Source organism: Bacillus sp. DB-2 (assembly GCF_003315125.1).
Classification (GTDB): domain Bacteria; phylum Bacillota; class Bacilli; order Bacillales; family Bacillaceae_G; genus Bacillus_A; species Bacillus_A mycoides.
Window position 1 is genome coordinate 380,798 of the sequence record NZ_QNRN01000001.1, and the last position, 23,028, is coordinate 403,825.

At 36.5% G+C, this 23,028-nt stretch carries 22 protein-coding genes and 2 other annotated features; of the genes, 1 reads left to right on the top strand and 21 read right to left on the bottom strand.

The annotated features are described in order from the left end of the window. The first annotated feature begins 205 nt into the window (after nt 1–205). A complete protein-coding gene (locus tag DET63_RS02030) occupies nt 206–823 on the top strand; it encodes a TetR/AcrR family transcriptional regulator (protein ID WP_016092410.1) in 618 nt (205 codons plus the stop codon). A gap of 41 nt (nt 824–864) precedes the next feature. Here the strand turns inward: DET63_RS02030 and DET63_RS02035 are convergent, their stop codons facing one another. The 21 genes from DET63_RS02035 to mdh form a co-directional block, all read right to left on the bottom strand. Next, nucleotides 865–1,950, bottom strand: coding sequence for a M42 family metallopeptidase (locus tag DET63_RS02035; protein WP_002088917.1), 1,086 nt, complete (start codon nt 1,948–1,950; stop codon nt 865–867). 69 nt (nt 1,951–2,019) lie between these two features. Beyond that, nucleotides 2,020–2,511: a dUTP diphosphatase gene (locus DET63_RS02040; protein WP_002015469.1), complete on the bottom strand. Its 492-nt coding sequence runs from the start codon at nt 2,509–2,511 to the stop codon at nt 2,020–2,022. Between the two features lie 670 nt (nt 2,512–3,181). Next, the gene (gene rplT, locus DET63_RS02045) at nt 3,182–3,538 is read right to left on the bottom strand and encodes a 50S ribosomal protein L20 (RefSeq protein WP_001138364.1); all 357 of its coding nucleotides are present in this window, start codon (nt 3,536–3,538) and stop codon (nt 3,182–3,184) included. A gap of 38 nt (nt 3,539–3,576) precedes the next feature. Beyond that, nucleotides 3,577–3,777 (bottom strand): 50S ribosomal protein L35, encoded by a 201-nt coding sequence (gene rpmI, locus DET63_RS02050; RefSeq protein WP_001125945.1) that lies wholly within the window; start codon nt 3,775–3,777, stop codon nt 3,577–3,579. Between the two features lie 21 nt (nt 3,778–3,798). After that, nucleotides 3,799–4,302, bottom strand: a complete 504-nt coding sequence (gene infC, locus DET63_RS02055) for a translation initiation factor IF-3 (protein WP_002015470.1) — start codon at nt 4,300–4,302, stop codon at nt 3,799–3,801. A 63-nt stretch (nt 4,303–4,365) separates the two neighbouring features. Next, nucleotides 4,366–4,486: a sequence feature (ribosomal protein L20 leader region), on the bottom strand. 206 nt (nt 4,487–4,692) lie between these two features. Then, nucleotides 4,693–6,630 (bottom strand): threonine--tRNA ligase, encoded by a 1,938-nt coding sequence (thrS, locus tag DET63_RS02060; protein WP_002034275.1) that lies wholly within the window; start codon nt 6,628–6,630, stop codon nt 4,693–4,695. A 48-nt stretch (nt 6,631–6,678) separates the two neighbouring features. Next, nucleotides 6,679–6,906: a binding site (T-box leader), on the bottom strand. Nucleotides 6,907–6,937: 31 nt separating this feature from the next. Continuing rightward, nucleotides 6,938–7,819, bottom strand: coding sequence for a putative sporulation protein YtxC (gene ytxC, locus DET63_RS02065; protein ID WP_113935710.1), 882 nt, complete (start codon nt 7,817–7,819; stop codon nt 6,938–6,940). A 389-nt stretch (nt 7,820–8,208) separates the two neighbouring features. Beyond that, complete coding sequence (dnaI, locus tag DET63_RS02070; RefSeq protein ID WP_002015473.1) at nt 8,209–9,147, bottom strand: primosomal protein DnaI; 939 nt, start codon at nt 9,145–9,147, stop codon at nt 8,209–8,211. Nucleotides 9,148–9,180: 33 nt separating this feature from the next. Then, a complete protein-coding gene (locus DET63_RS02075) occupies nt 9,181–10,587 on the bottom strand; it encodes a replication initiation and membrane attachment family protein (RefSeq protein ID WP_113935711.1) in 1,407 nt (468 codons plus the stop codon). Nucleotides 10,588–10,732: 145 nt separating this feature from the next. After that, on the bottom strand, nt 10,733–11,194 hold the full coding sequence (gene nrdR, locus DET63_RS02080; protein WP_001203686.1) for a transcriptional regulator NrdR: 462 nt from the start codon (nt 11,192–11,194) through the stop codon (nt 10,733–10,735). 196 nt (nt 11,195–11,390) lie between these two features. Then, entirely contained in the window at nt 11,391–11,774 is a 384-nt protein-coding gene (gene speD / locus DET63_RS02085; RefSeq protein WP_002003660.1) for an adenosylmethionine decarboxylase, read from the bottom strand. A gap of 388 nt (nt 11,775–12,162) precedes the next feature. Further along, a complete protein-coding gene (locus DET63_RS02090; protein ID WP_002088923.1) occupies nt 12,163–13,191 on the bottom strand; it encodes a glyceraldehyde-3-phosphate dehydrogenase in 1,029 nt (342 codons plus the stop codon). A gap of 109 nt (nt 13,192–13,300) precedes the next feature. After that, nucleotides 13,301–13,903 (bottom strand): dephospho-CoA kinase, encoded by a 603-nt coding sequence (coaE, locus tag DET63_RS02095; protein ID WP_113935712.1) that lies wholly within the window; start codon nt 13,901–13,903, stop codon nt 13,301–13,303. Between the two features lie 53 nt (nt 13,904–13,956). Next, entirely contained in the window at nt 13,957–14,589 is a 633-nt protein-coding gene (ytaF, locus tag DET63_RS02100; protein WP_002190849.1) for a sporulation membrane protein YtaF, read from the bottom strand. 72 nt (nt 14,590–14,661) lie between these two features. Beyond that, a complete protein-coding gene (gene mutM / locus DET63_RS02105; RefSeq protein WP_113935713.1) occupies nt 14,662–15,492 on the bottom strand; it encodes a DNA-formamidopyrimidine glycosylase in 831 nt (276 codons plus the stop codon). A 12-nt stretch (nt 15,493–15,504) separates the two neighbouring features. Then, a complete protein-coding gene (gene polA, locus DET63_RS02110) occupies nt 15,505–18,138 on the bottom strand; it encodes a DNA polymerase I (RefSeq protein WP_113935714.1) in 2,634 nt (877 codons plus the stop codon). A gap of 284 nt (nt 18,139–18,422) precedes the next feature. Further along, nucleotides 18,423–20,186, bottom strand: coding sequence for a sensory box histidine kinase PhoR (phoR, locus tag DET63_RS02115; RefSeq protein WP_002088930.1), 1,764 nt, complete (start codon nt 20,184–20,186; stop codon nt 18,423–18,425). Beyond that, on the bottom strand, nt 20,179–20,898 hold the full coding sequence (gene phoP, locus DET63_RS02120) for a two-component system response regulator PhoP (protein ID WP_002015484.1): 720 nt from the start codon (nt 20,896–20,898) through the stop codon (nt 20,179–20,181). The genes phoR and phoP overlap by 8 nt, the downstream gene beginning before the upstream one ends. 164 nt (nt 20,899–21,062) lie before the next feature. Next, nucleotides 21,063–21,299, bottom strand: a complete 237-nt coding sequence (locus tag DET63_RS02125) for a hypothetical protein (protein WP_012261807.1) — start codon at nt 21,297–21,299, stop codon at nt 21,063–21,065. Between the two features lie 95 nt (nt 21,300–21,394). After that, nucleotides 21,395–21,868: a MaoC/PaaZ C-terminal domain-containing protein gene (locus DET63_RS02130; protein ID WP_002015489.1), complete on the bottom strand. Its 474-nt coding sequence runs from the start codon at nt 21,866–21,868 to the stop codon at nt 21,395–21,397. A gap of 215 nt (nt 21,869–22,083) precedes the next feature. After that, the gene (mdh, locus tag DET63_RS02135; protein WP_002034284.1) at nt 22,084–23,022 is read right to left on the bottom strand and encodes a malate dehydrogenase; all 939 of its coding nucleotides are present in this window, start codon (nt 23,020–23,022) and stop codon (nt 22,084–22,086) included. Nucleotides 23,023–23,028: the final 6 nt, after the last annotated feature.

The following is a 23,028-nucleotide window of genomic DNA, read 5'->3' on the forward strand; positions in this document are numbered from 1 at the left end:
TTAAACAAAAAAAGCACACCTTTTACGATGCAAACTATGTTTTGTCTGCATCCTAGCGGTGCTGATTTCTAAAGGACTATCGTTTATAATTATAAATAATTATCCCGAATCTACAACCAACAATTTAAACCTATATGTTGTTTAAACAACATTACACTATACATGTGTTGTTTAAATTCAAAAAATTAAACGAGGTGAAGTAAAAATGTCTATTAAAAATACAAATGATCCACGTGTAAAACGAACGAGACAACTCATACAGGATGCTTTTGTCGCTTTAGTAGGCGAAAAGGGCTTCGAAAATGTAACTGTGCAACATATCGCGGAACGTGCTCCTGTAAATCGCGCTACATTTTATAGCCATTACCATGATAAATATGATTTATTAGACAAAAGCATAGAAGAAATGTTAGAAAAATTAGCTGAAGTAATTAAACCACAAAATCGAAATAAAGAAGATTTTCAGCTCACTTTTGATTCACCGCATCCAACCTTTTTAGCTTTGTTTGAACATATAGCAGAAAATGTGAACTTCTATAACGTTATGCTTGGTGATAAAGCCGCTGGAAACTACTCTTATAAAATGATGAAAACAGTCCAAACACATTTAACATTAAGCTTATCTATTTCACAACCTGATGATGAAGAACTCATGGTTCCTCGTGACATTCTTATTAGTTATGTTACAGGGGCTCATATCGGAATGATTATGTCATGGTTAAAAAGAGGCATGATTTATACCCCGCATTTTATGGCAATGCAATTAACTCGCTTAATTATTTTAGGAGCCCATACTGCAGCAGGATTAGAACGACCGTTTTAAAAATGGAAAAAGCGAAGGAAATTATCCTTCGCTTTTTTCTATTAATTAAATGTAATGTTATGTACAGCCTCTTTATCAAGACGTTTAATAACTTCCACAATTAACTTCACTGCGTTTTCATAATCATCACGATGTAACATCGCTGCATGAGAATGAATGTAGCGTGTCGCAATCGTAATTGCCATAGACGGAATACCGTTTACAGAAATGTGAATTGCTCCTGCATCCGTTCCCCCGCCCGCTACAGAGTCATATTGGTATGGAATTTGTAATTCATCAGCAACATCAACTACGAAATCACGTAAACCTGTATGACCAATAACAGAAGCATCATATAAAATGATCTGCGGTCCATCGCCCATTTTACTTTGCGCTTCTTTCGCCGTTACACCTGGTGTATCCCCAGCAATACCAACATCTACAGCGAATGCGATATCGGGCTTAATATAGTTTGCAGATGTTTTCGCACCACGAAGACCAACTTCTTCTTGTACAGTACCAACGCCGTATACAACGTTTGGATGCTTTTCATCTTTTAATTGTTTTAATACGTCAATTGCAATTGCACAACCAATTCGGTTATCCCATGCTTTTGCAAGTAACATCTTTTCATTCTTCATCACTTGGAATTCGAAGTACGGTACAACTTGATCCCCTGGTCGTATGCCCCACTCCATCGCTTCTTCTTGGCTAGAAGCACCAATATCGATGAACATGTCTTTAATTTCAACTGGCTTTTTACGAGCTTCTGGAGGTAAAATGTGCGGTGGTTTTGAACCAATTACACCTGTTACATCTCCTTTACGCGTTACAATCGTTACGCGCTGTGCAAGCATAACTTGCGACCACCAGCCACCCACCGTTTGGAAACGAAGGAAGCCTTTGTCATCAATTTGCGTAATCATAAAGCCAACTTCATCTAAATGACCTGCAACCATAATTTTCGGGCCGTTTTCTTCCCCAACTTTTTTCGCAACTAAACTTCCTAAATTGTCAGTAGAAAGTTCATCTGCAAACGGCTCAATATATTTCTTCATTACTTCACGTGGTTCGCGCTCGTTACCCGCAATACCGCGTGCGTCTGTTAATTCTTTTAGCATTGTCAATGTCTCGTCTAATTTTATCATTGCCAACACCCTCCTTTTTCTTCAGTCACTTTATTATACAAAAGGAAATTGAAATATTCAAAAATTAAATTAGTATCCTTGTGTTTGACGCTGATGATTTACTTCATTTTTATCTAAATATGCTTTTTCAATTTCATCTTGTTCAAATTCAAGCGCTTGTCCAAGGCGAAGATAGCTTGTAAATAGTTCAATATAGTTCGTAATAGAAGGTTGATCTGTAAAACGAATTACTTTCGCATATGTGTCTAAGAAAATTTCCACTTGTGTTTTATTCGTTTGCGCACATTTATAGAATAAGAAGTTTTTATCAATTCCTAAATCGATTCCGATTGATAAAATAAAATGCAAACCATCTACGTATTCTTCTAATATTACTTCACGTTCTGAAGCTGGTTTATTGCTCCAATATTTAAAACAACGTGTTTCATTTGCAAGTTCTCCAATTTCTACAAGAAGAGCTAACATTTTTTCTTTTAACAATTTCTTCGGTTGTAAGTCATGTTCTTTCACAATACGGTCATCTAATTCTTTTTGTAATTTAAATAGTTGTAGTAAGTCCATTCTATTTTCCTCCTCCAACATCGCATTTTCCGCAACAATGTTGTTTCATCTCAAAGTTCATTATTATTTTTCGTTTCTTATTAACAAGTCAGCTACCTACATCTTTATAAAGATAGCTTGTCCTTAATTTGCAAATACGTTTCAATCATCACTCATATATTGTTCACTTGATGAAAGTTCCATATCATCTTTCCATTATAGCAGTGTCGTTTCTGCTAGGAAAGATGCACTTCTCACGAATGAGTTCAAATAAAGTGAAACTTTAATAAGTGGGGGGGTTTTGTTCATCCCCACTTATTATTAGCCTTCACCAATCGGGCTTTTACGGGCAGTTGATCTCCCACCTAACTTCTTTGCTCCAGCTGAATTTTGAGGTGGGAGTTTTACTGCCCGCAAATAGGGGGATAAAAAAAGTCAGGAGGATTCTCCTGACTTTATATATATATTCTTTTATATCGCTATAGCTTTTATATTGATTTTGTCATATCGATAACGACACATCCGTTAATCTTTCCTACTTTCATGTAAAAGCCTCCTCGTTATCGTTACAAAAGTTCTTACAAGCACATCTTAATATACTTGAGCAAGAAATAACGATAATAAGTGGAAGATTTTACAATAAATGCAAATAAAAAAACCTTAGAAGAAAATCTTCTAAGGTTTTAAACAATTAGTTAATGTTGTTTTTTGCAACTGTTGCTAATTCAGCGAAAGCTTTTTCGTCATGAACAGCTAAGTCAGCAAGCATCTTGCGGTTAACTTCGATGCCAGCATTTTTTAAACCGTGCATTAAGCGGCTGTAAGAAAGACCATTCATACGAGCTGCTGCGTTGATACGTGTAATCCATAATTTACGGAAGTCACGTTTCTTTTGACGACGGTCACGGAATGCATACATTAGAGATTTCATAACCTGTTGGTTAGCAACCTTAAATAATGTACTCTTAGAACCGTAGTAACCTTTTGCTAATTTTATAACTTTTTTACGACGTTGACGAGTAACTGTACCACCTTTTACTCTTGGCATAATATTACCTCCTAGTTTGTTCTATATATCAGCCGAACTTATTTTAAGTTGTCAAGCATTTGACGAATGCGTTTGAAGTCACCAGCGCTAACTACACCAGCTTTACGTAGTTTACGTTTAGCTTTTGTAGATTTGTTAGCGAATAAATGGCTTGTGTAAGCGTGAGAACGCTTCAGTTTACCAGATCCAGTCTTTTTGAAACGCTTTGCAGCGCCGCGATGAGTTTTTTGTTTAGGCATAGGTATTTCCTCCTCTATCTATTACTTATCGTTTTTCGGTGCTAAAACTAAGAACATACTACGTCCTTCCATTTTAGGCTTAGATTCAATTGTACTAACTTCAGCACAAGCTTCTGAGAAGCGATCTAAAACACGTTGACCGATTTCTTTATGAGTAATGGCACGTCCTTTAAAGCGAATTGACGCTTTAACCTTGTCGCCTTTCTCTAAAAACTTGACAGCATTACGAAGTTTTGTGTTAAAGTCATGTTCATCAATTGTTGGACTTAAACGAACTTCTTTCATGCTAATTACTTTTTGATTTTTGCGCTGTTCTTTTTCTTTCTTCTGTTGCTCAAAGCGGAATTTACCGTAGTCCATAATGCGGCATACTGGTGGTTTCGCATTTGGAGCAACCAATACTAAATCAAGATTAAGACCTGCAGCTAAGTCTAAAGCGTCATTACGAGACTTGATTCCAAGTTGATCGCCGTTTGCGCCAACTAAGCGTACTTCACGTGCACGAATTTGCTCGTTAATCATCATATCCTTGCTAATAGTAAGCCACCTCCAAGGTTTTCTTAGAATACGTTTTGCAATTGTAGAACCCGAACAAAAAAAGTGCGGGCACACGGCACCCACACTTGTAATATCTTTAGTAAGAAATACATTTACCTGCTAACTGCGAATGCGTCCATCAGGTGAGAAGCGGGTGCTTCTACTTGTCAAAACCATATTCTATTATCCTTGATGAGTTTATCATAGGACATGACGTCTGTCAAGAAGACGCGATGTGTTTTACTAACAACAAGAAATATTGTAACAAACAACCAGCATACTTGCAATACTTTTTTATGATAAGTATTGTTTGGTTATTTTTTCTAGATTTTCTTTTTTATTATACATAAAAAAGCCGCGGTATACCGCGGCTCTTTCTTATCGTTTTCCTTCTACCTTAATCATGTCAACAAACGCATCTAATGCGATTGTTTCTGATTTTTGCTCACCATATTTACGTACGTTAACGCCATTTTCAGTAACTTCATTGTCACCTACTACAAGCATGTACGGAATCTTTTGCATTTGTGCTTCACGGATTTTGTAACCAATTTTCTCTTCACGAGTGTCTAATTCAACACGGATACCAGCACGTCGTAATTCATCTTGTACTTTCTTCGCATAGTCTAAATGTACTTGCGGAGAAACTGGAATTACTTGCGCCTGAACTGGAGCTAACCAAGTTGGGAATGCGCCTTTGTATTCTTCAATTAAGAAGGCTACGAAACGTTCCATAGTTGATACAACACCACGGTGAATTACAACTGGACGATGTTGTTTACCGTCTTCACCAACGTAAGTTAATTCAAAGCGTTCTGGAAGTAAGAAGTCTAATTGTACAGTTGAAAGTGTTTCGTCTTTTCCAAGAGCAGTACGAACTTGAACGTCAAGTTTCGGACCATAGAATGCCGCTTCACCTTCAGCTTCATAGTAATCAAGACCCATTTCATCCATAGCTTCTTTTAACATACCTTGTGCTTTTTCCCACATCTCATCATCAGCATAATACTTTTTAGTATCTGCTGGGTCACGATAAGATAGACGGAATGAATAGTTTTCTAAACCGAAATCTTTGTACACTTCTAACGTTAAGTTTACAACACGTTTTAATTCTTCTTTAATTTGATCTGGACGAACGAAAATGTGCGCATCATTTAAAGTCATTCCGCGTACACGTTGTAATCCAGATAATGCTCCAGACATTTCATAGCGGTGCATTGTTCCAAGTTCCGCAATACGGATTGGTAATTCACGGTAGCTGTGAATATCGTTTTTATAAACCATCATATGGTGAGGGCAGTTCATTGGACGAAGAACTAACTCTTCATTATCCATTTCCATTGATGGGAACATGCCATCACGGTAATGGTTCCAGTGACCAGAAGTTTCATAAAGTTCTCTACTTCCTAATACTGGAGTGTATACGTGATCATAGCCTAAGCTTGCTTCTTTATCAACGATGTAACGCTCGATAATACGGCGAATTGTTGCACCTTTTGGTAACCAAAGTGGTAAACCTTGTCCTACTTTTTGGCTATTAGTAAATAGTTTTAACTCTTTACCTAATTTACGGTGATCGCGCTCTTTCGCTTCTTCAAGCATACGTAAGTGCTCATCTAATTCTGCTTTCTTAACGAATCCAGTACCGTAAATACGTTGTAACATTTTATTATTGCTATCGCCGCGCCAGTAAGCACCAGCAACACTTAATAATTTAAACACTTTAATCTTCCCTGTAGATGGAAGGTGAACACCACGGCAAAGGTCGAAGAATTCGCCTTGCTCATAGATTGAAATAACTGCATCTTCTGGAAGATCGTTAATTAAATCTAATTTTAACTCATCGCCGATTTCTTCAAAGCGACGAAGTGCTTCTGCACGTGGTACTTCATGACGAACGATTTCTAAGTTTTCGTTCACGATTTTTTGCATTTCTTTTTCGATTTTCTTGAAGTCCTCAACTGTAATTGCTTCTTCCATATCAATATCGTAGTAGAAGCCATTTTCGATTACTGGACCAATGCCAAGCTCAAGCTTAACATCTTTATATAAACGTTTTAACGCTTGTGCTAAAAGGTGAGCTGTTGAGTGGCGTAAAATATATAAGCCATCTTCAGAATCTAATGTAATAATAGAAACTGCACCATCTTCTTCGATTGGTGTAACAAGATCAATCATCTCATCGTTTAATTTTCCAGCCACAGCTTTTTTCTTTAAGCCTGGGCTAATAGAAGCTGCGATTTCTTCAGTTGTTACTCCTTTTGGAAACTCCTTCACAGCTCCATCAGGGAAAGTAATTTTAACTACATCTGCCATCACTGGTCACTCCTCTTTTTTTTCAAAATAAAAAACACTCATCCCATAAAAAGGGACGAGTGTTGAATTCGTGGTTCCACCCTTGTTCCAATTAACCTTATTGTTAATTGCTCAAGTTCAACATAACGGTGTTGTCCGTTAGCAATTACTAGAAAAACGTTCACTGCTAAAGTTTAGAGGTGGTAAGTAATAATCCCGTACTAGGAAGCTCGCACCCTAAGGCTTCCCTCTCTGAAAATCGTAGATAACTACTCATGTCCTCATCATGACATTTCAATATATTTCATTTATGTAGGTAATTATATGCTCAAAAACTTAGAAAATCAAGGGCGTTACCTTTATTTTTTAAATTTTTCACATTGCGCTCAAACTCATGCAAACCATGTAATTGGACCCGTTCTTGAAATACATTTCGCAAAGTAACAATCATGTTATGATCTTGTTCTTTCGTATATAAATAAATCTTTTTCGGCGAAATAGAAAGAAGTGGTGCAATTACTTTCGTATCGATATATACATCCTGTTTCTTTAATAATTCTTCATCTATATATTGAACCAATTTCTCCTGTTTTAAACGCCTACCTTTATCATCATAGAAAATAAAACTTTCGTCAAAAATAAGATGTACACAGGACAAACGTGATTTCCGGCTACTTACTTGTTGGCGAAGTGTCTCAATAAATATTTGGTATTCCTGCTCCATCTTATACTCATCAATTGCAACTTCAGCAAGCTTAGTTACCATTTCCCTATATGTACGAAGACGAAAACGAACGTATGATGAAAACGAGAATGAGAGCGGATCACAAAGCCATTCATTCAAAGACGACGCAATATAAGATTCAAATTTTTGATGTGTTAAATCACTAGCTACTCCTTTTCTTCTTTCCTTTAAAATCTCATGTGCCATATGCAATATTTGATGACACTCTTCTTGTTCTTCATAAAAAAACTTTTCCTTTAAAATGGTATGAATCCATTCATTTTGTTTCACATTCATAATGAAATATAGTAATACTGGCAATAAAATCTTTTCAATATAATTTGATTCACATAATGGTATATGAATAACAACCTTTTGTTCGTTTAAATATACACTTGTTTCCTTATATAAGGATTCTGTTCTTTTCGTTAGTTGTCTGTATACGTACACAGCATCATTTTTTTCTTCGAAGCAAATTTCAATCACTTTTGTCCCCCCTTTTATCCCCGCTCTAAAGGATTGCATCTATACGTTACAAATCCTATAAGAGTCCGATCTATGGAAGTTCACTCTTAGTAGAAACCTATCTCCCATCGTTAGAACATCCACTCGATATGGCTTGCTAATTTTATATATATTAAGGGAGGGAGAAAAAAATGATACAAGCTACTCTGAAAAAATGATTAAAATAAAGTGAAGCTTTAATCAGTGGAGGTTTTGTCCATCCTCCACTGATTATTAGCCCGCACCAATCGGGCTTTTACGGGCAGCAGGGCTCCCACCTAACTTCTTTGCTTTACAGCCGAATTTTGAGGTGGGAGTCTTACTGCCCGCCAATAGCGGGATAAAAAAGAGCAAGCTTCTCAGCTCGCTCTTTACTTATTACGACGGTTCTTCCCACCAATTGGAATTGGCTTCGCTAAATATTTAATTCGTTCCATAATACGGGCCGCTTTCATCTCTTCTGCTTCACCGCGCTGTGTATACGTTAAATGATGTTCCAACTGTTTGAAATCAAAGTTAGATGTAAAGAACGTCGGTAAATTTTCCAACATACGGAATTGCAAGATTGCACCGAGTACATCATCACGTACAAAACTTGACATTGCTTCTGCCCCGATATCATCTAACATTAATACTTGTACACGTTTGACAGCATCAATCTTTCCGCTAATCGAATTATCTTGAATCGAACTTTTAATTTCACGTAAAAATTCAGGGAAGTATACGAGCATCGAACTAATTTTCTTTCGCGCAAGCTCATTTGCAATTGCCCCTAAAAGATACGTTTTCCCTACACCAAATTTACCGTACAAATATAAACCTTGTGCTTTTTTACCTGGTTCGTATGTGTTTAAAAATTCATTCGTTGCACCTATTGCATCAATACGTGCATCTAAATCTGAAGGGTCTAAATTTTCCATAGTTGCCTGCAAAATGTCAACTGGCATATATACACTTTGAACGAGTTTTTCATATTTTTTTCTCTCATCATATGCTACTTTTCTAATACAACGATCGTATTGAATATCAATCATCTTACCTTGAATGACGAGCTTCGGCTCATATCCTTGTAGCATATTTTTACATGACCCTAAATCTGGACAATCCGCACACCCTACACTTTGTCCAATATATTCATATAACTTCACAAGACTTCGTTCAATCATAGAAGTCGTTACTTCACCTTTATGTTCGTCTATAAATTCTTTCACACGAGGGTGCGCCATCACTTCTGCCTTTAAGACTTCATATCTATTTTTAAAGTTTTTATTTTCCATTAATTTCGTAAATGAATTTTGAATATGCTCCATTTTCTCACCTCAAAGAGCGTTCATTTTCTTTTATTAATCACGCTTATATTTTTTCAATACTTCTTCTAATCGTTTCCGTTCATCTTCTAACGTACTTGCATCTTTTTTCGCACTTACGTCATTTTTTACAGGTTCTTTCTCTTCTTCTTTCGACTCTTCCTTAAGCCAATCTGGTACCATTTCTTTTCGCACTGTTTTCTTCGCTGTACGACCTTTTTTCTTCGTCTCAGCCCACTCTTGATATTGACGATTCTCTTCTTTCGCTAGCGCCATCGCCTCGCCTACTGTACCGACCTTTTTTCGCGCCCAATGTCCAGCAATCTTCTCGACATACGTTTTAGCAAGCTTCATATCTGAGCGTAGCATAACGTAATAAATAAGTACATTCACAACCCCTGGCGTTAACTTTTGATTTATCATTACATCCTCAACGATTTGCAAGTCCGCTTTCGTCGCCTCTGCACCGCCTGAAATCTCTTTCAATAGTTGTTTTGGCGAGATTTCCTCTAACTGCTTCATTAGCATCTCTTCTTGCGTAGATGGCTCTTTCTCTTTCATTGTACGAGCAGCATGAGGTTGCACTCTTTCACTTAATACAGGTAACGCTTGGCCATTTTCGAATTGATACCAATCGCGTGCTCCCTTCCGAAGCCTTTCGATATCAATTGTTTGCACTTCTGTCACTGCGCCAAGAACGATATTTTGCATCGATAACACATCCACACCGTACACATAAGCGAGTGTAATAACACATTCTCTCACTTGATCTGTAATCGCCTTTTTAGGAACAAGCGCTGATAGTCCGTCTACAAATAAAGAGAAATCAAAGAAGTCGTTCCAAACTTTCGGAGCATCCCCATTCTCGTTACTTGGCATAATTGTCGTTTTCGGGATACGCAGTTCTTCTTGCGCATATTCAAACTGACCTGGGTTAAACGAATCAAATATATCGTTGAAGGAGCGCGTAACATTTTCATAAGAACCAAAATCGAATTCTTCTTCTAAGAAATATTGCTTTACTTGGTTGTATTTTGTCCGACTCAAGCGATTATATAAAAAGATACTTAAAACAATATCATCAAAAAACTGCTTCGGAGATAAAGGTGGTTGCAATTCATATATAAACATTCGAATATCTTTTTCTTTCTTAATATATACATTTAAAAGACCAATCGCTTCTAACTTTACTCGTTCCCCATATATTTCAGGAAGTTGCATTTGCATAGTCACCATAAGGGAGTGATGTGTATTCTCTTTTCCAAACACACGATCTTGCTCTAACTCTCCCCATAGTGTCATGTATAAGCTAAAAGCTCTACTACCTATTAACGGCTGATACAACATCGTTAATACTTTCCGGTCGTAATTATGTAACAACCCTTTCGCACTTACTTTATAACGATCAATCGGCAATAGCTCCATCCATGACTGTTTTTCCATTCTTGCTTTTCCTTTCTCTCATCCAATCTAACCTACATTTCACTCGTTCTATCTTTATTATATAATTTATTAGCGAAAAAGAGCTATTAGCTTCCGCTTCTAGCTCTCTTATCTCGTTTACTTACAGTATATAAAGAGATTCCTTCTACTCTCTCTCTTTTTGCAGTATATCTTTTAATTCTTCAATAAATACATTTAAATCTTTAAATTGACGATACACAGAAGCAAAACGTACGTAAGCAACATCATCAATATCACGAAGTTCTTCCATAACAATTTCACCAATCATATCACTTTTCACTTCTGATATACCTAAGTTACGAAGTTCACGCTCCACACTTTGTGTTACTTCCTCTAACTGCCTTAAAGATACAGGTCTTTTTTCACACGCTTTAATTAAACCGCGTAAAATTTTCTCTTTATTAAACTCTTCTCGTGTTCCTTCTTTTTTAACAACGATAAGAGGTGATTCTTCTACTCTTTCAAAGGTCGTAAAGCGACTTAAACAACTTTCACACTCTCTTCTTCTTCGAATAGAGCGCCCCTCGTCTACCGGACGCGAATCTAACACTCTTGTTCCATTATGAAAACAGGATGGACAACGCAATTCATTCACTCCTTTACACTATAATCTTTATTCTTTCGCTACTCACCTACATGTGAAAATATATATACAATATTATATAACTCATTCTTCTATAATGACCACTCTAAGTTATTACATATCATGATCCTATTTTATATAAACTAAAAAAGAGGTGCATTATACACCTCTTTACATTTTAAATCAATTATGTTCTTTTTTAAAGAGCTTTTGTTTCTCTCTGCTTAATTTCGAAGCTACCAGTGCCTCGAGGAAGCTCGATGCTCTCACGCGTTTTCGCGTTTAAACCTTCTGCAATATATTCTGCAGCAACATTTGGATCAATACGATCCCCACAAGTATAAACATCAATACTTGCGTAACCGTGCTCCGGAAAGCTATGAATTGTTAAATGTGATTCCGAGATAATTACTACTCCACTTACACCTTGTGGTGCAAATTTATGAAAAGCAACCTCACGTACTTCAGCACCAGCTCTTAGTGCTGCATCCACAAATAATTGTTCAATATACGGCATGTCATTAAGCTTGTCGAAATCGCAATCCCAAAGTTCAGCAATCACGTGACGACCCATCGTATCCATAGTATCCATTCTACAGTTCCCCCTTGTAAATTTATTCTAACTGTTCGAATTGAAAACTAATTTGCAATTTGGCTTGCTCCACTACCACGGGGGAAAGTTAGTCCAGAGAGGTCCTAACCCTTTAAGTAGTGACTACGTACCTCAGCTCTTAAGTTTACGAGTGTTAGTATACTTTGTTTATTTTCATTTTGCAACAACAGTTTTTTCGATTTTCTGTCATATTTTCCTCTTTACTTTTCCCTAAAAAAAATTAATGATTCACGAATACAGTAATCCCAACGTTTCGTGGTATGTCCACTATTTGAAAATATATTCATATAATTTTTTCCCTTTTCAGAAAAAAATAAAAAAAGAAGGCAAATATTTACTTGCCCTCTCTCTATTTCACTTAAATATGTTGCACATTTTCTTGTTTTGCTAATTCATCAACAACTAACGTTACAAGATCTACAACACGACGAGAGTAGCCCCACTCGTTATCATACCAAGCAAGCACTTTCACTTTACGATCACCCATTACTATTGTAGATAAACCATCAATAATAGCTGAGTGTGTATTTGTATTAAAGTCGATAGACACTAAAGGCTCTTCGCTGAATTCTACAATTCCTTTTAACGCACCGTTTGCAACAGTTTTGAATGCTTCATTAATATCTTCAACTGTTACATCACGTTTTACGTCTACTACTAAATCAACAAGAGACACGTTTGGTGTTGGTACACGAAGTGCCATACCATGAAGTTTTCCGTTTAAGTGTGGAAGAACTTTTGCTAGCGCTTTTGCAGCACCCGTCGTTGTTGGAATGATAGACTGTCCGCAAGCACGCGCTCTTCTTAAATCTTTATGTGGGTTATCAATATTTTTTTGGTCATTTGTATAAGCGTGAACAGTTGTCATTAAACCGTTTTCAATTCCGAACTGCTCATCTAACACCTTTACAACAGGCGCTAAACAGTTTGTTGTACAAGATGCATTTGAAATAACAGTATGTTTTGTAATATCTAATTGGTCTTCGTTCACACCAACTACGATTGTTACATCTTCATTTTTACCAGGTGCTGTTAAAATAACTTTTTTCGCTCCAGCTTCAACATGAAGAATTGCTTTTTCTTTCGAGTTAAATTTACCAGTTGCTTCAATTACAACTTCAACACCTAGATCTTTCCAAGGCAACTCCTTTGGATCGCGGTTGTTTAAAAGGCGAATCATTTTCCCATCAACTAGTAAGTGATCTTCAAATGCTTCCACTGTTCCGTCAAACTTTCCATGAACTGTATCATATTTAATTAAATGCGCTAACGTTTCTGATGGATAGCTTGCATTGATTGCTACAATTTTGAATGCGCTTTCTTTTATTGCTTGACGAAATACCATTCTCCCGATACGTCCAAATCCATTAATTGCCACACGAGTCATAATATGTTATCCCCCTTGAATGCGTTATACTATTTATCTCCAATCCCAATAATAGTATAACACAAAAAGGAGATATGTCACTAAGCATTTTCATTAATTTCACAATTTTTTAATCAATAATGTTCCATTCTTTCAAAATAGAAGCTAATTGTGTTTTCGTTCCAGTAATTGTGCCATCATTATAAATCACCTCATCTGCCTTCTTTACTTTTTCTTCTAATGGCATTTGAGATTGAATACGAGCCGTTGCTTCTTCTTCTGAAAAGTTATTTCGTTTCATTAAACGTTCCAATTGCGTATTCGGTGTGACTGCTACAACTAAAACACGATTAACGAGATTTGTTAATTTACTTTCAAACAAAAGAGGGATATCTAACACAACCGCTTGCATACCTTCTTTTATGTACATCTCCTTTTGTGAATTCATTTCTTCACGCACTGCAGGATGAACAATTTCGTTTAACTGCAATCGTTTTTCTTCATTATAAAAAACGACACTCCCAAGCTTTGGTCGATCAAGCTCTCCATCTTTTTGTAACACTTCCGTTCCGAACACCTCTACAATTTTGTTATATGCCGGTTTTCCTCGTTCTACAACTTCTCGCGCAATAATATCTGCATCAATAACCGGTATACTCATTTCACGAAACATTTCTGATACCGTACTTTTTCCGCTTGCAATGCCTCCTGTTAATCCAATTACTACTGTCATAATAATCCTCCTCACAATATTAAAGGCGCGAAACTAATGTTCCACGCCCATACTTACATTTTCCAAATTCCAATAATAATGAGTAATACCCCAGGCAGGAATGTAAATTTTTGTAACCATTTCATATTTGATAAAATCGTACCGAGCTTCATTCCAATAAATAAAAATAAAGAACTCATAACCGCGACTAATGCCGCCATCATCGCGGGTGCATAACCTAATAAAGATGCACCAATTCCAGCACCAAACGAATCTATAGAAAGAGCGATACCGAGAAGTAGCGCTTCTCCTGCAGAGATAGTTCCTGATTTATCAAAATCCGCAACAGTCGGCTTCCGCAAAATTTGAATCACTAACCCTAGCGAAGCAATTTCTAGTTTCCAAACCTTCTCCTCTTGCTTCGGTTCTTCTTTTTTATCACTTCGAAAAAATTGATATAATACCCAAATACCTATTCCAATAAGAACAAATCCGCCGATACGCGTTGCGATAACAGGTGAAAATATTTTCGCGATCATATGTCCAATTCCCATGGAAACGAGCATTACAGCTGCTGAACAGATCCCGATAATTATAATTGATCTTAGTGGAATTCTTACGCTCCTTAACCCGTATGTTAGCCCTACACTACAGCTATCTAAGCTTAATGTAAAAGCTAATAAAATAAGAGATAAATAAAGGTACATCGGTAAGCTCCTCCCTTATACATAGCTCTGCTCTATGTATATGACAAATGCCTATCCGATGTTATCCCTTTTCTATGTTCTAGGTTGGCAAATTGGGCAGTAATGTGTTCCCCTTCCGCCAACAACTGTTTTTTCTAATAGCGTACCGCAAGTCACACACGGTTCTCCTTTTTTCCCATATACATTTAGAAGTTCCTGGAACGAACCAATTTGTCCTTGTGAATTAATATACGTTCTAATTGTACTTCCGCCTCGCTTAACAGCTTCACCCAGCGTTGTAACAATCGCCTCGTAAATTCTTTCTATTTCTTCTTCTGTTAAAGATGCAGCTTCTCGTTCTGGGTGAATTTGAGAACGGAATAACACTTCATCTACATATATATTTCCAAGCCCTACTAAAAGACGCTGATCTAATAATACGACTTTTATTTTTCGATTTGTTTTTTGCAATCTTTCTTGTAAATACTGCGGTGTTAATTCAGCATCAAATGGCTCCGGGCCTAAGTCAGCAAGAGGCATTTGATTCAACTCTTCACCTTTCTTAAAGAGATGCATCGTACCAAATTTTCTCACATCTTTATAATGTAATTCAGTTCCATCTGTAAATAAGAAACGGACGTGCGTATGTTTATCAATCGGCTCATCCTCTTGATGAAGTAAAAACTTACCTTCCATGCGCAAATGTGAAACAATGACATAATTCGTTACATATAAAAGCAAAAACTTTCCTCTTCGCTTTATATTTTCAATTGTCTCGCCTCTTAGCATTTCTTTAAAAATTTCTGCATCATCCGGTCGTTTTACTATTTTGGGATAAGTAATAACGACATCTTCAATCGTTTTTCCTGTTACAAGATTTTCAAGCGTCCGTCTAACGTTTTCAACCTCTGGTAATTCCGGCATTTCATCACGTCCTTATTTCGCATCGTACCAAGTTGGACCGTAAGAATAATCAACTTTCAATGGAACGGCTAGTTCAATTGCATGCTCCATTACTTCAGGTACAAGCTTCTCTAATTTTTCAATTTCTTCTTTTGGTGCTTCAAATATCAATTCATCGTGTACTTGCAGAAGAAGACGTGCTTGTAATCCTTCTTCTTCTAGACGATCTGCCATAATAATCATCGCTTTTTTAATAATATCAGCCGCACTACCTTGAATTGGTGTATTCATAGCTGTACGCTCAGCAAAGCTACGTAAATTGAAATTACGACTCGTAATTTCCGGAATATAACGGCGACGATTTAATAATGTAACCACATATCCTTTTTGTTTCGCGTCTTTTACGATTTCATCCATGTATTCTTGTACACCAGGGAAACTTTCTAAATACTTTTCAATAAATTCCGCTGCTGCTTTTCTTGTAATTCCTAAGTTTTGCGAAAGACCATAATCACTAATACCATACACAATTCCGAAGTTAACAGCTTTTGCTTGTCGTCTCATGTTAGATGTTACTTCATCTTTCCCAACACCAAATACATCCATAGCTGTTTTCGTATGAATATCCATGTCATGTTGGAACGCTTCAACTAATCCTGGATCATTTGCAATATGAGCAAGCACACGAAGTTCGATTTGTGAATAATCAGCCGCGTACATGATCCATCCTTCTTCTGATGGAACGAATGCCTGACGAATCTTTCTTCCTTCTTCTAATCGAATCGGGATATTTTGTAAGTTCGGGTCTGTTGAACTTAATCGACCTGTTTGCGTTAATACTTGATTAAAACGAGTATGGATTTTAGATGAATCTTCATGTACAACTTTCAATAAACCTTCAATGTAAGTTGAATTTAGCTTTCCTAATTGACGGTAATGTAAAATATTCGGAATAATTTCATGACGATCCATAAGTTTATCTAATACATCCGCCGATGTAGAATAACCTGTTTTCGTCTTTTTAATAACTGGTAAGTTTAAATTCTCAAACAGAATAACCCCAAGTTGCTTCGGTGAATTAATATTAAATTCTGTTCCCGCAAGCTTATAAATTTCCTGTTCCATTTCCTTTAATCTACCTGCAAGTTCTTCTCCCATATTACGAAGACGCTCCGTATCAACTTTTACACCTTTCACTTCCATATCAGCTAATACACGTGCAAGTGGTAATTCTAATTCCGTAAATAATTCATATTGCTCGTTCTTTTTTAATTCTTCTAAGAACGTTTGCTTTACATCATATAATACATGCACTTTACGAGCTACATGCTCCGCTACTACCTCTAGCTCCGGAACAGCACGCTTCGCACCTTTTCCGTAAACTTCTTCATCCGATTTTACGGCATGCGTTTCTTTCATTTTCGCTACAGTACGGAAATCTTTATCCGTATCAGCTGGATCAAGTAAATAAGCAGCGATTAATAAATCAAAGTCAATCTCTTGAATATCTACACCTTTCCACTTGAGAGCAACGATAGCACGCTTCGCATCAAATGTATGTTTTCTCATTTCTCCATTTGCAAGCCACTCTTTAAAAGCATCCGATTTAAGAGCAACATCGGCCGGAATGAAGTAACAACCATTTTCATTTTGAATACCAAAACCTTGAATATCGGCTTTATGATAATTATCTTCTTGCACTTCAACAATAAGCGCACTATCTTGCTGAAGCATTTCTTCTGTAACTTCTTCTACAATATCAAATGTAATATCATCTAATTCAGCTGGAGCCGTTTCCTCCGGCGTAACACCTAACTTATTTAAAAGGGATGTAAATCCTAAATTCTCGAACATTGGAATCAAATCGCTTGGTTCATACCCTTTATATTCCATATCATCTACATGCACAGTAATCGGTGCGTCTGTAATAATAGTCGCAAGTTCTTTACTCATAAGAGCTTGTTCTTTATTCGCTTCTAACTTTTCTTTTAATTTCTTTCCACTCACTTGATCTAAGTTTTCATATACTGCTTCTACCGTTTCAAATTGCGTTAATAATTTAATGGCGGTCTTCTCACCAACACCTGGTACACCTGGAATGTTATCCGATTGGTCTCCCATTAAACCTTTCATATCGATAATTTGCTTTGGTGATAAGCTATATTTCTCAAATAAAGCTTCTTTCGTATATTCATCTACTTCCGTAATCCCTTTGCGAGGAATACATACGAGTGTATTATCTGAAACAAGTTGCAGTAAATCTTTATCTCCTGAAATAACTTTAACATGAAACCCTTGCTCACTCGCTTCTTTCGCTAACGTTCCCATAATGTCATCCGCTTCATAATTTTCCAGCTCATAACGCGGTACATTGAATGCATCAAGCACCTCACGAATAAACGGGAATTGCTCTGATAACTCAGGTGGAGTCTTTTGACGCCCTCCCTTGTAATCACTATACGTTTTATGACGGAATGTTGTTTTCCCCGCATCAAACGCCACAAGCATATGCGTCGGTTTTTCTTCCTCTAGTATCCTCATTAACATCATTGTAAAACCATAAATTGCGTTCGTATGTATACCTTTGTCGTTATTTAAAAGCGGTAGTGCAAAGAAAGCACGATACGCGATATTATTACCATCTACTAATACGACTTTTTTTTCCAAACTACAAACCTCCCCATACATATTTGAAACGATTTTTCCCACAGAAAAAAACCGTTCCTGTCCTCTCTCTATATTAACATGACTAATAGAGAGAAGAAAAATAACGGTTTTTTTCTATCATATATAAACAGACTTACATTGGCATAAAGGGAAGTGACGAGAATAGCATAACTACTCTCGTCCAAAATTACTCCTTGGATGAAGGGGTTTTCATATATTATATTAACAGAGCTTTATTAATATTTAATTAAGCCATTGTTAATATATTGTAAATATCCTTCATCCTATTTTTCAGTAGCTGATTTTGGTAAAACAACTGTAAATGTTGTTCCTTCCCCAACCTCACTATCCACCGTAATCGTACCTTGGTGCGCTTCAACTAAATGTTTTACAATTGATAAACCAAGACCCGTTCCACCCGTATTTCTACTTCTTGCTTTATCCACTCGGTAAAAGCGTTCAAAAATACGTGGAATTTCCTCTTTACTAATACCAATTCCAGTATCAGATACTTTTATATAAGCATTATATTTATCTTCTGCCAATTCAACAGAAACAACGCCTCCAGCCGGTGTATATACAATCGCGTTATTAATTAAATTAATAAAGATTTGTTTCAAGCGGCCTGGATCTCCAATAACGGAAACTCGTTTCAATCCATTCACTTGTAAAGAGATTTCTTTTTCACCCGCTTTATTATCAAGCACCATGTGAATGTCTTCAAGAATCCCCTTCATATCAACCGTACCCATATTTAATCTAAACCCTTGCTGCTCGATTTTTGACAAATCTAATAAATCTTCAATTAATCCTTGCATGCGCTCACTTTCTTTTAAAATGATATGTAAGAAATGTTCGCAGAATTTTTTATTATCCATCGCTCCGTCCAAGAGTGTTTCTGAAAAACCTTTAATAGAAGTAATCGGTGTCTTTAGTTCATGAGAAACATTCGCTAAAAAGTCTTTTCTTATTTGTTCTAATTTCTTCAGCTCAGTAATGTCATGGAATACGAGAACAATCCCTTTCCACTCATGGTTCGTCCCAATAATTGGCGCTCCATATACTTCGAAATGCTTTCGCTCAATACTAAGTGGCAATAACATTTGTTTACGCACTTTCACTTCTGTCATAAAAATTTCTTCCACAAGCTCAATAATTTCCGTATGGTGAAATGATTCATAATATAAACGGTCTAAATATTCTTCATCTGTTACGTGGAAAGTCTCCTTATAAGAACGGTTTACAAGGTTTATATAACCACGGCTATCAATTAAAATCATTCCACTTCCCATATTTTCAATTAATGTGTGCAAACGATCTTGTTGCATTTCTTGTTCGAGTGTCATCTCTTGTAAATTACGAGCTAAAATATTAATTGCTTTACTCAGCATTCCTGTTTCATCCGAATGACTTTCATATGCACGCGCTTTATAATTACCCTTCGCTAATTCAATCGCAACTTTCGTAACTGATTCAATCGGCCTAATATATTGTCCTGTAATTTTGACACCTAGGAATACAACTACAAGACAAGCAATGACAAATCCGATAATTAATAATCCCCACGTTTTTTGGTGAACGTCCCTCAAAGTATCAATTGTACTTTTCACCAAAATGTATCCTTGTTTCCCTTCTACATCCTGGACGAACACAGCATGATAAAATTCATTCTTTTGATCTGTTTCTTTCGTAATGACTTTATTTTCTTTCTTTGCTGTTTCGGAAGAAAGTTCTTTAATCATCTCTTGACTAAATGCAGATGGTTGCCCTCCGCTATATTGAACTTTCTTTTTTTCATCAACAAATATAATAGAAGCTGGTATTTTTTCTTCTAACTTTTCAAATACATAAGGCTTTTTTAAAACAGCATCAAACCCCTGCTCTTCTGCTAATACCGCAACATACTGTGTCTCTTTTATCATTCTCTCTTTAGCATGATCTATATAGTAGTTTTCAAATACAGTTTCTAATAATACACCTAGTCCAACTAAAATAAAAACGATAAGAGAAACAAATGTAAAAAGAAGCCTGGAACGAAACTTATTCATCCACTTTTGGCTCCTCTAATTTATAACCTAAACCACGTATCGTTTTAATGTACGTCGGTTTTTTCGTATTTTGTTCAATTTTATCGCGCAAATGGCTAATATGGACATCAACAATTCTTGTATCACCGGCAAAATCATAATTCCATACAGCACTTAATAATTGGTCACGAGTTAATACACGACTTTTATTTTTCGCAAGATAAACAAGTAACTCAAATTCTTTCGGTGTTAATTCCAGTTTCCTTCCTTGGAAGTACGCTTCATAAAACTCCGGTAAAATTTTAAGCTCTGCAATTTTGATGCTCTCTTCATCTGGCGATTCTGAAACTTGTTCTTCCTGCTGTAATTTCGTACGGCGCAAAATCGCCTTCACACGAGCAACAACTTCCCTTGGACTAAATGGCTTCGTCATATAATCATCAGCCCCAAGCTCAAGACCTAGCACCTTATCAAATTCATCATCTTTTGCTGTTAACATTAAAATCGGCGTCATAATACGCTGCAATCGTAATTCTTTACAAACTTCCATACCATCCATTTTTGGAAGCATTAAATCTAATATAATTAAATCTGGGCGTTCTGTAGTCGCTTTTTGAAGCGCCATTTCTCCATCCATTGCTGTAATAACTTCAAACCCAGCTTGTTGTAAATTAAATTCAATTAAAGTTAAGATAAATTCCTCATCATCAACTACTAAAATACGATTGTTCATTCTTTTCCTCCAAGTTATAGACTTGAAACCTTCTTCATCCTAGTATTTTCCCCGTTATTCTCATCATACTAGAAAACAAGGTCTCCCTCAATATAATTGTCTATTCATGGAGCTCGTTTGTACTAGAGTTTCGGAAAATAAAAGCAATCGTAACTTCATTCCCTCTATCCGGTCGCTATCCAAACTTTATAGATGAATCTATCTTTTTTAAACTCTTCTTCCGTATGAACTATAAACTCTCGATTTTGCGCTAGGAAAAACGAAAGAGCATACGCTATTTTATAATCTGGTGTTTCATATCCATCAAATACTTTCCCGTACATTTCATTCGCGATTGAATCGGCCCATACTTCAGCTTCTCTTATCGTTTCAAAAATAATGTCTTCCCTCTCCCATTTCACAGTTATATCACCCTTTCCAAACAAAAAGTAGCGCTAGCATACCCTTAATAAGAATATGACTAACGCTACTTTTATATCATTCTAACTTTCATTTTTTAAAAGTTATCTAATGCTTTTTCCATAATGGAAACAGATTTAAAAGGTGGTGTTACTGTTAATGAACCTTTTACAACAGTTTCTCCTTTTTCATCATGAGCAAATACAAGCATATCAATTGTATGTTCCTCCTCTGAAACAGCCACAACTTCAAAGTGGATTTGTAACGTTTCATAATGGTGAACATGTTTCACGAACGTAAGGTCCTTCCTAGTAATATGACTACCTGGACCTGGTAAATATTTCGTAACCGCCGTTGTAATCAGTCCTGTTAGCATAATGCTTGGGACAATCGGCTTTTCATACGGAGTTTGGGATGCGTAATCATGCTGAATATATAATGGATTGGCATCATTCGTTAACCCTAAGTACAATAACAAATCTTTATCCTCAATTTTTTCAGTGATAGATAATTTCTCTCCTACTGTAATTTCATCCATTCTACGACCAATTTGAACTTTTTTCTTTAACATGTTACAACCCCCTCCGATTTTTTCACCTTATTATCCTACTAAAAGCGATACCTTATCCGAAATTTACTGTGATGAGGGCAATGTATAGTATAAGTCTATAGTTTCATTATAGGATACACCAAATGATAGCGTTTTCATATTATTTCAAAAAAACATTTCAATATATAGTAGAAAAAGATTCGGGGCCCCGAATCTTTTTCCACTTATATTTAATTTTAAACAAGAACTTTCATAACGTTACGTACAGATTCTACAGAGCGATCTAACGCTTCTTTCTCATCTGCAAGAAGTTCTAATTCAATAATTTTTTCAATTCCGTTACCACCTAGAATTACTGGTACCCCTAAGTAAAGGTCACTATAACCATATTCACCTTCAAGGTACGCAATAGCCGGTAATACACGGCGTTGATCTTTTAAGATTGCTTCTGTCATTTCAACTAAAGAAGCAGCTGGTGCGTAATATGCACTACCGTTTCCTAATAAGCCTACAATCTCACCGCCACCTTTACGTGTACGTTCTACGATTGCTTCTAAACGCTCTTTTGGAATTAATGTTTCTAACGGAATGCCACCTGCATAGGAATAGCGTACAAGAGGTACCATATCGTCACCATGTCCACCAAGAACAAATCCTGTAATGTCTTTCACAGAAAGGTTTAACTCTTGTGAAATAAATGTACGGAAACGAGCTGTATCTAATACGCCCGATTGACCGATAACGCGCTCTTTCGGGAATCCTGCTTCTTTAAATACAGAATATGTCATTGCATCAACTGGATTTGTTAATACAAGAATAATCGCATTTGGTGAATGTTTTGCAATGTCGCGCGTAATACTTTTCATAATTTTAGAGTTTGTTGCTACTAAGTCATCACGGCTCATACCAGGCTTACGCGCAATACCTGCTGTAATAACGACAACGTCAGAATCAGCAGTATCTGCGTAATCAGATGTACCAATAATGTTAGCATCAAAACCTTGTACTGGGCTCGCTTCTAACATATCTAACGCTTTCCCTTTTGTTGGATTTTCCAGCTGTGGAATGTCCACTAATACAACATCTGCAAGTTCTTTTTGTGCTAATAAGAATGCTGTTGTTGCTCCTGTAAATCCTGCACCGATGACTGAAACTTTCTTGCGTTTGATTGTCATAATTTA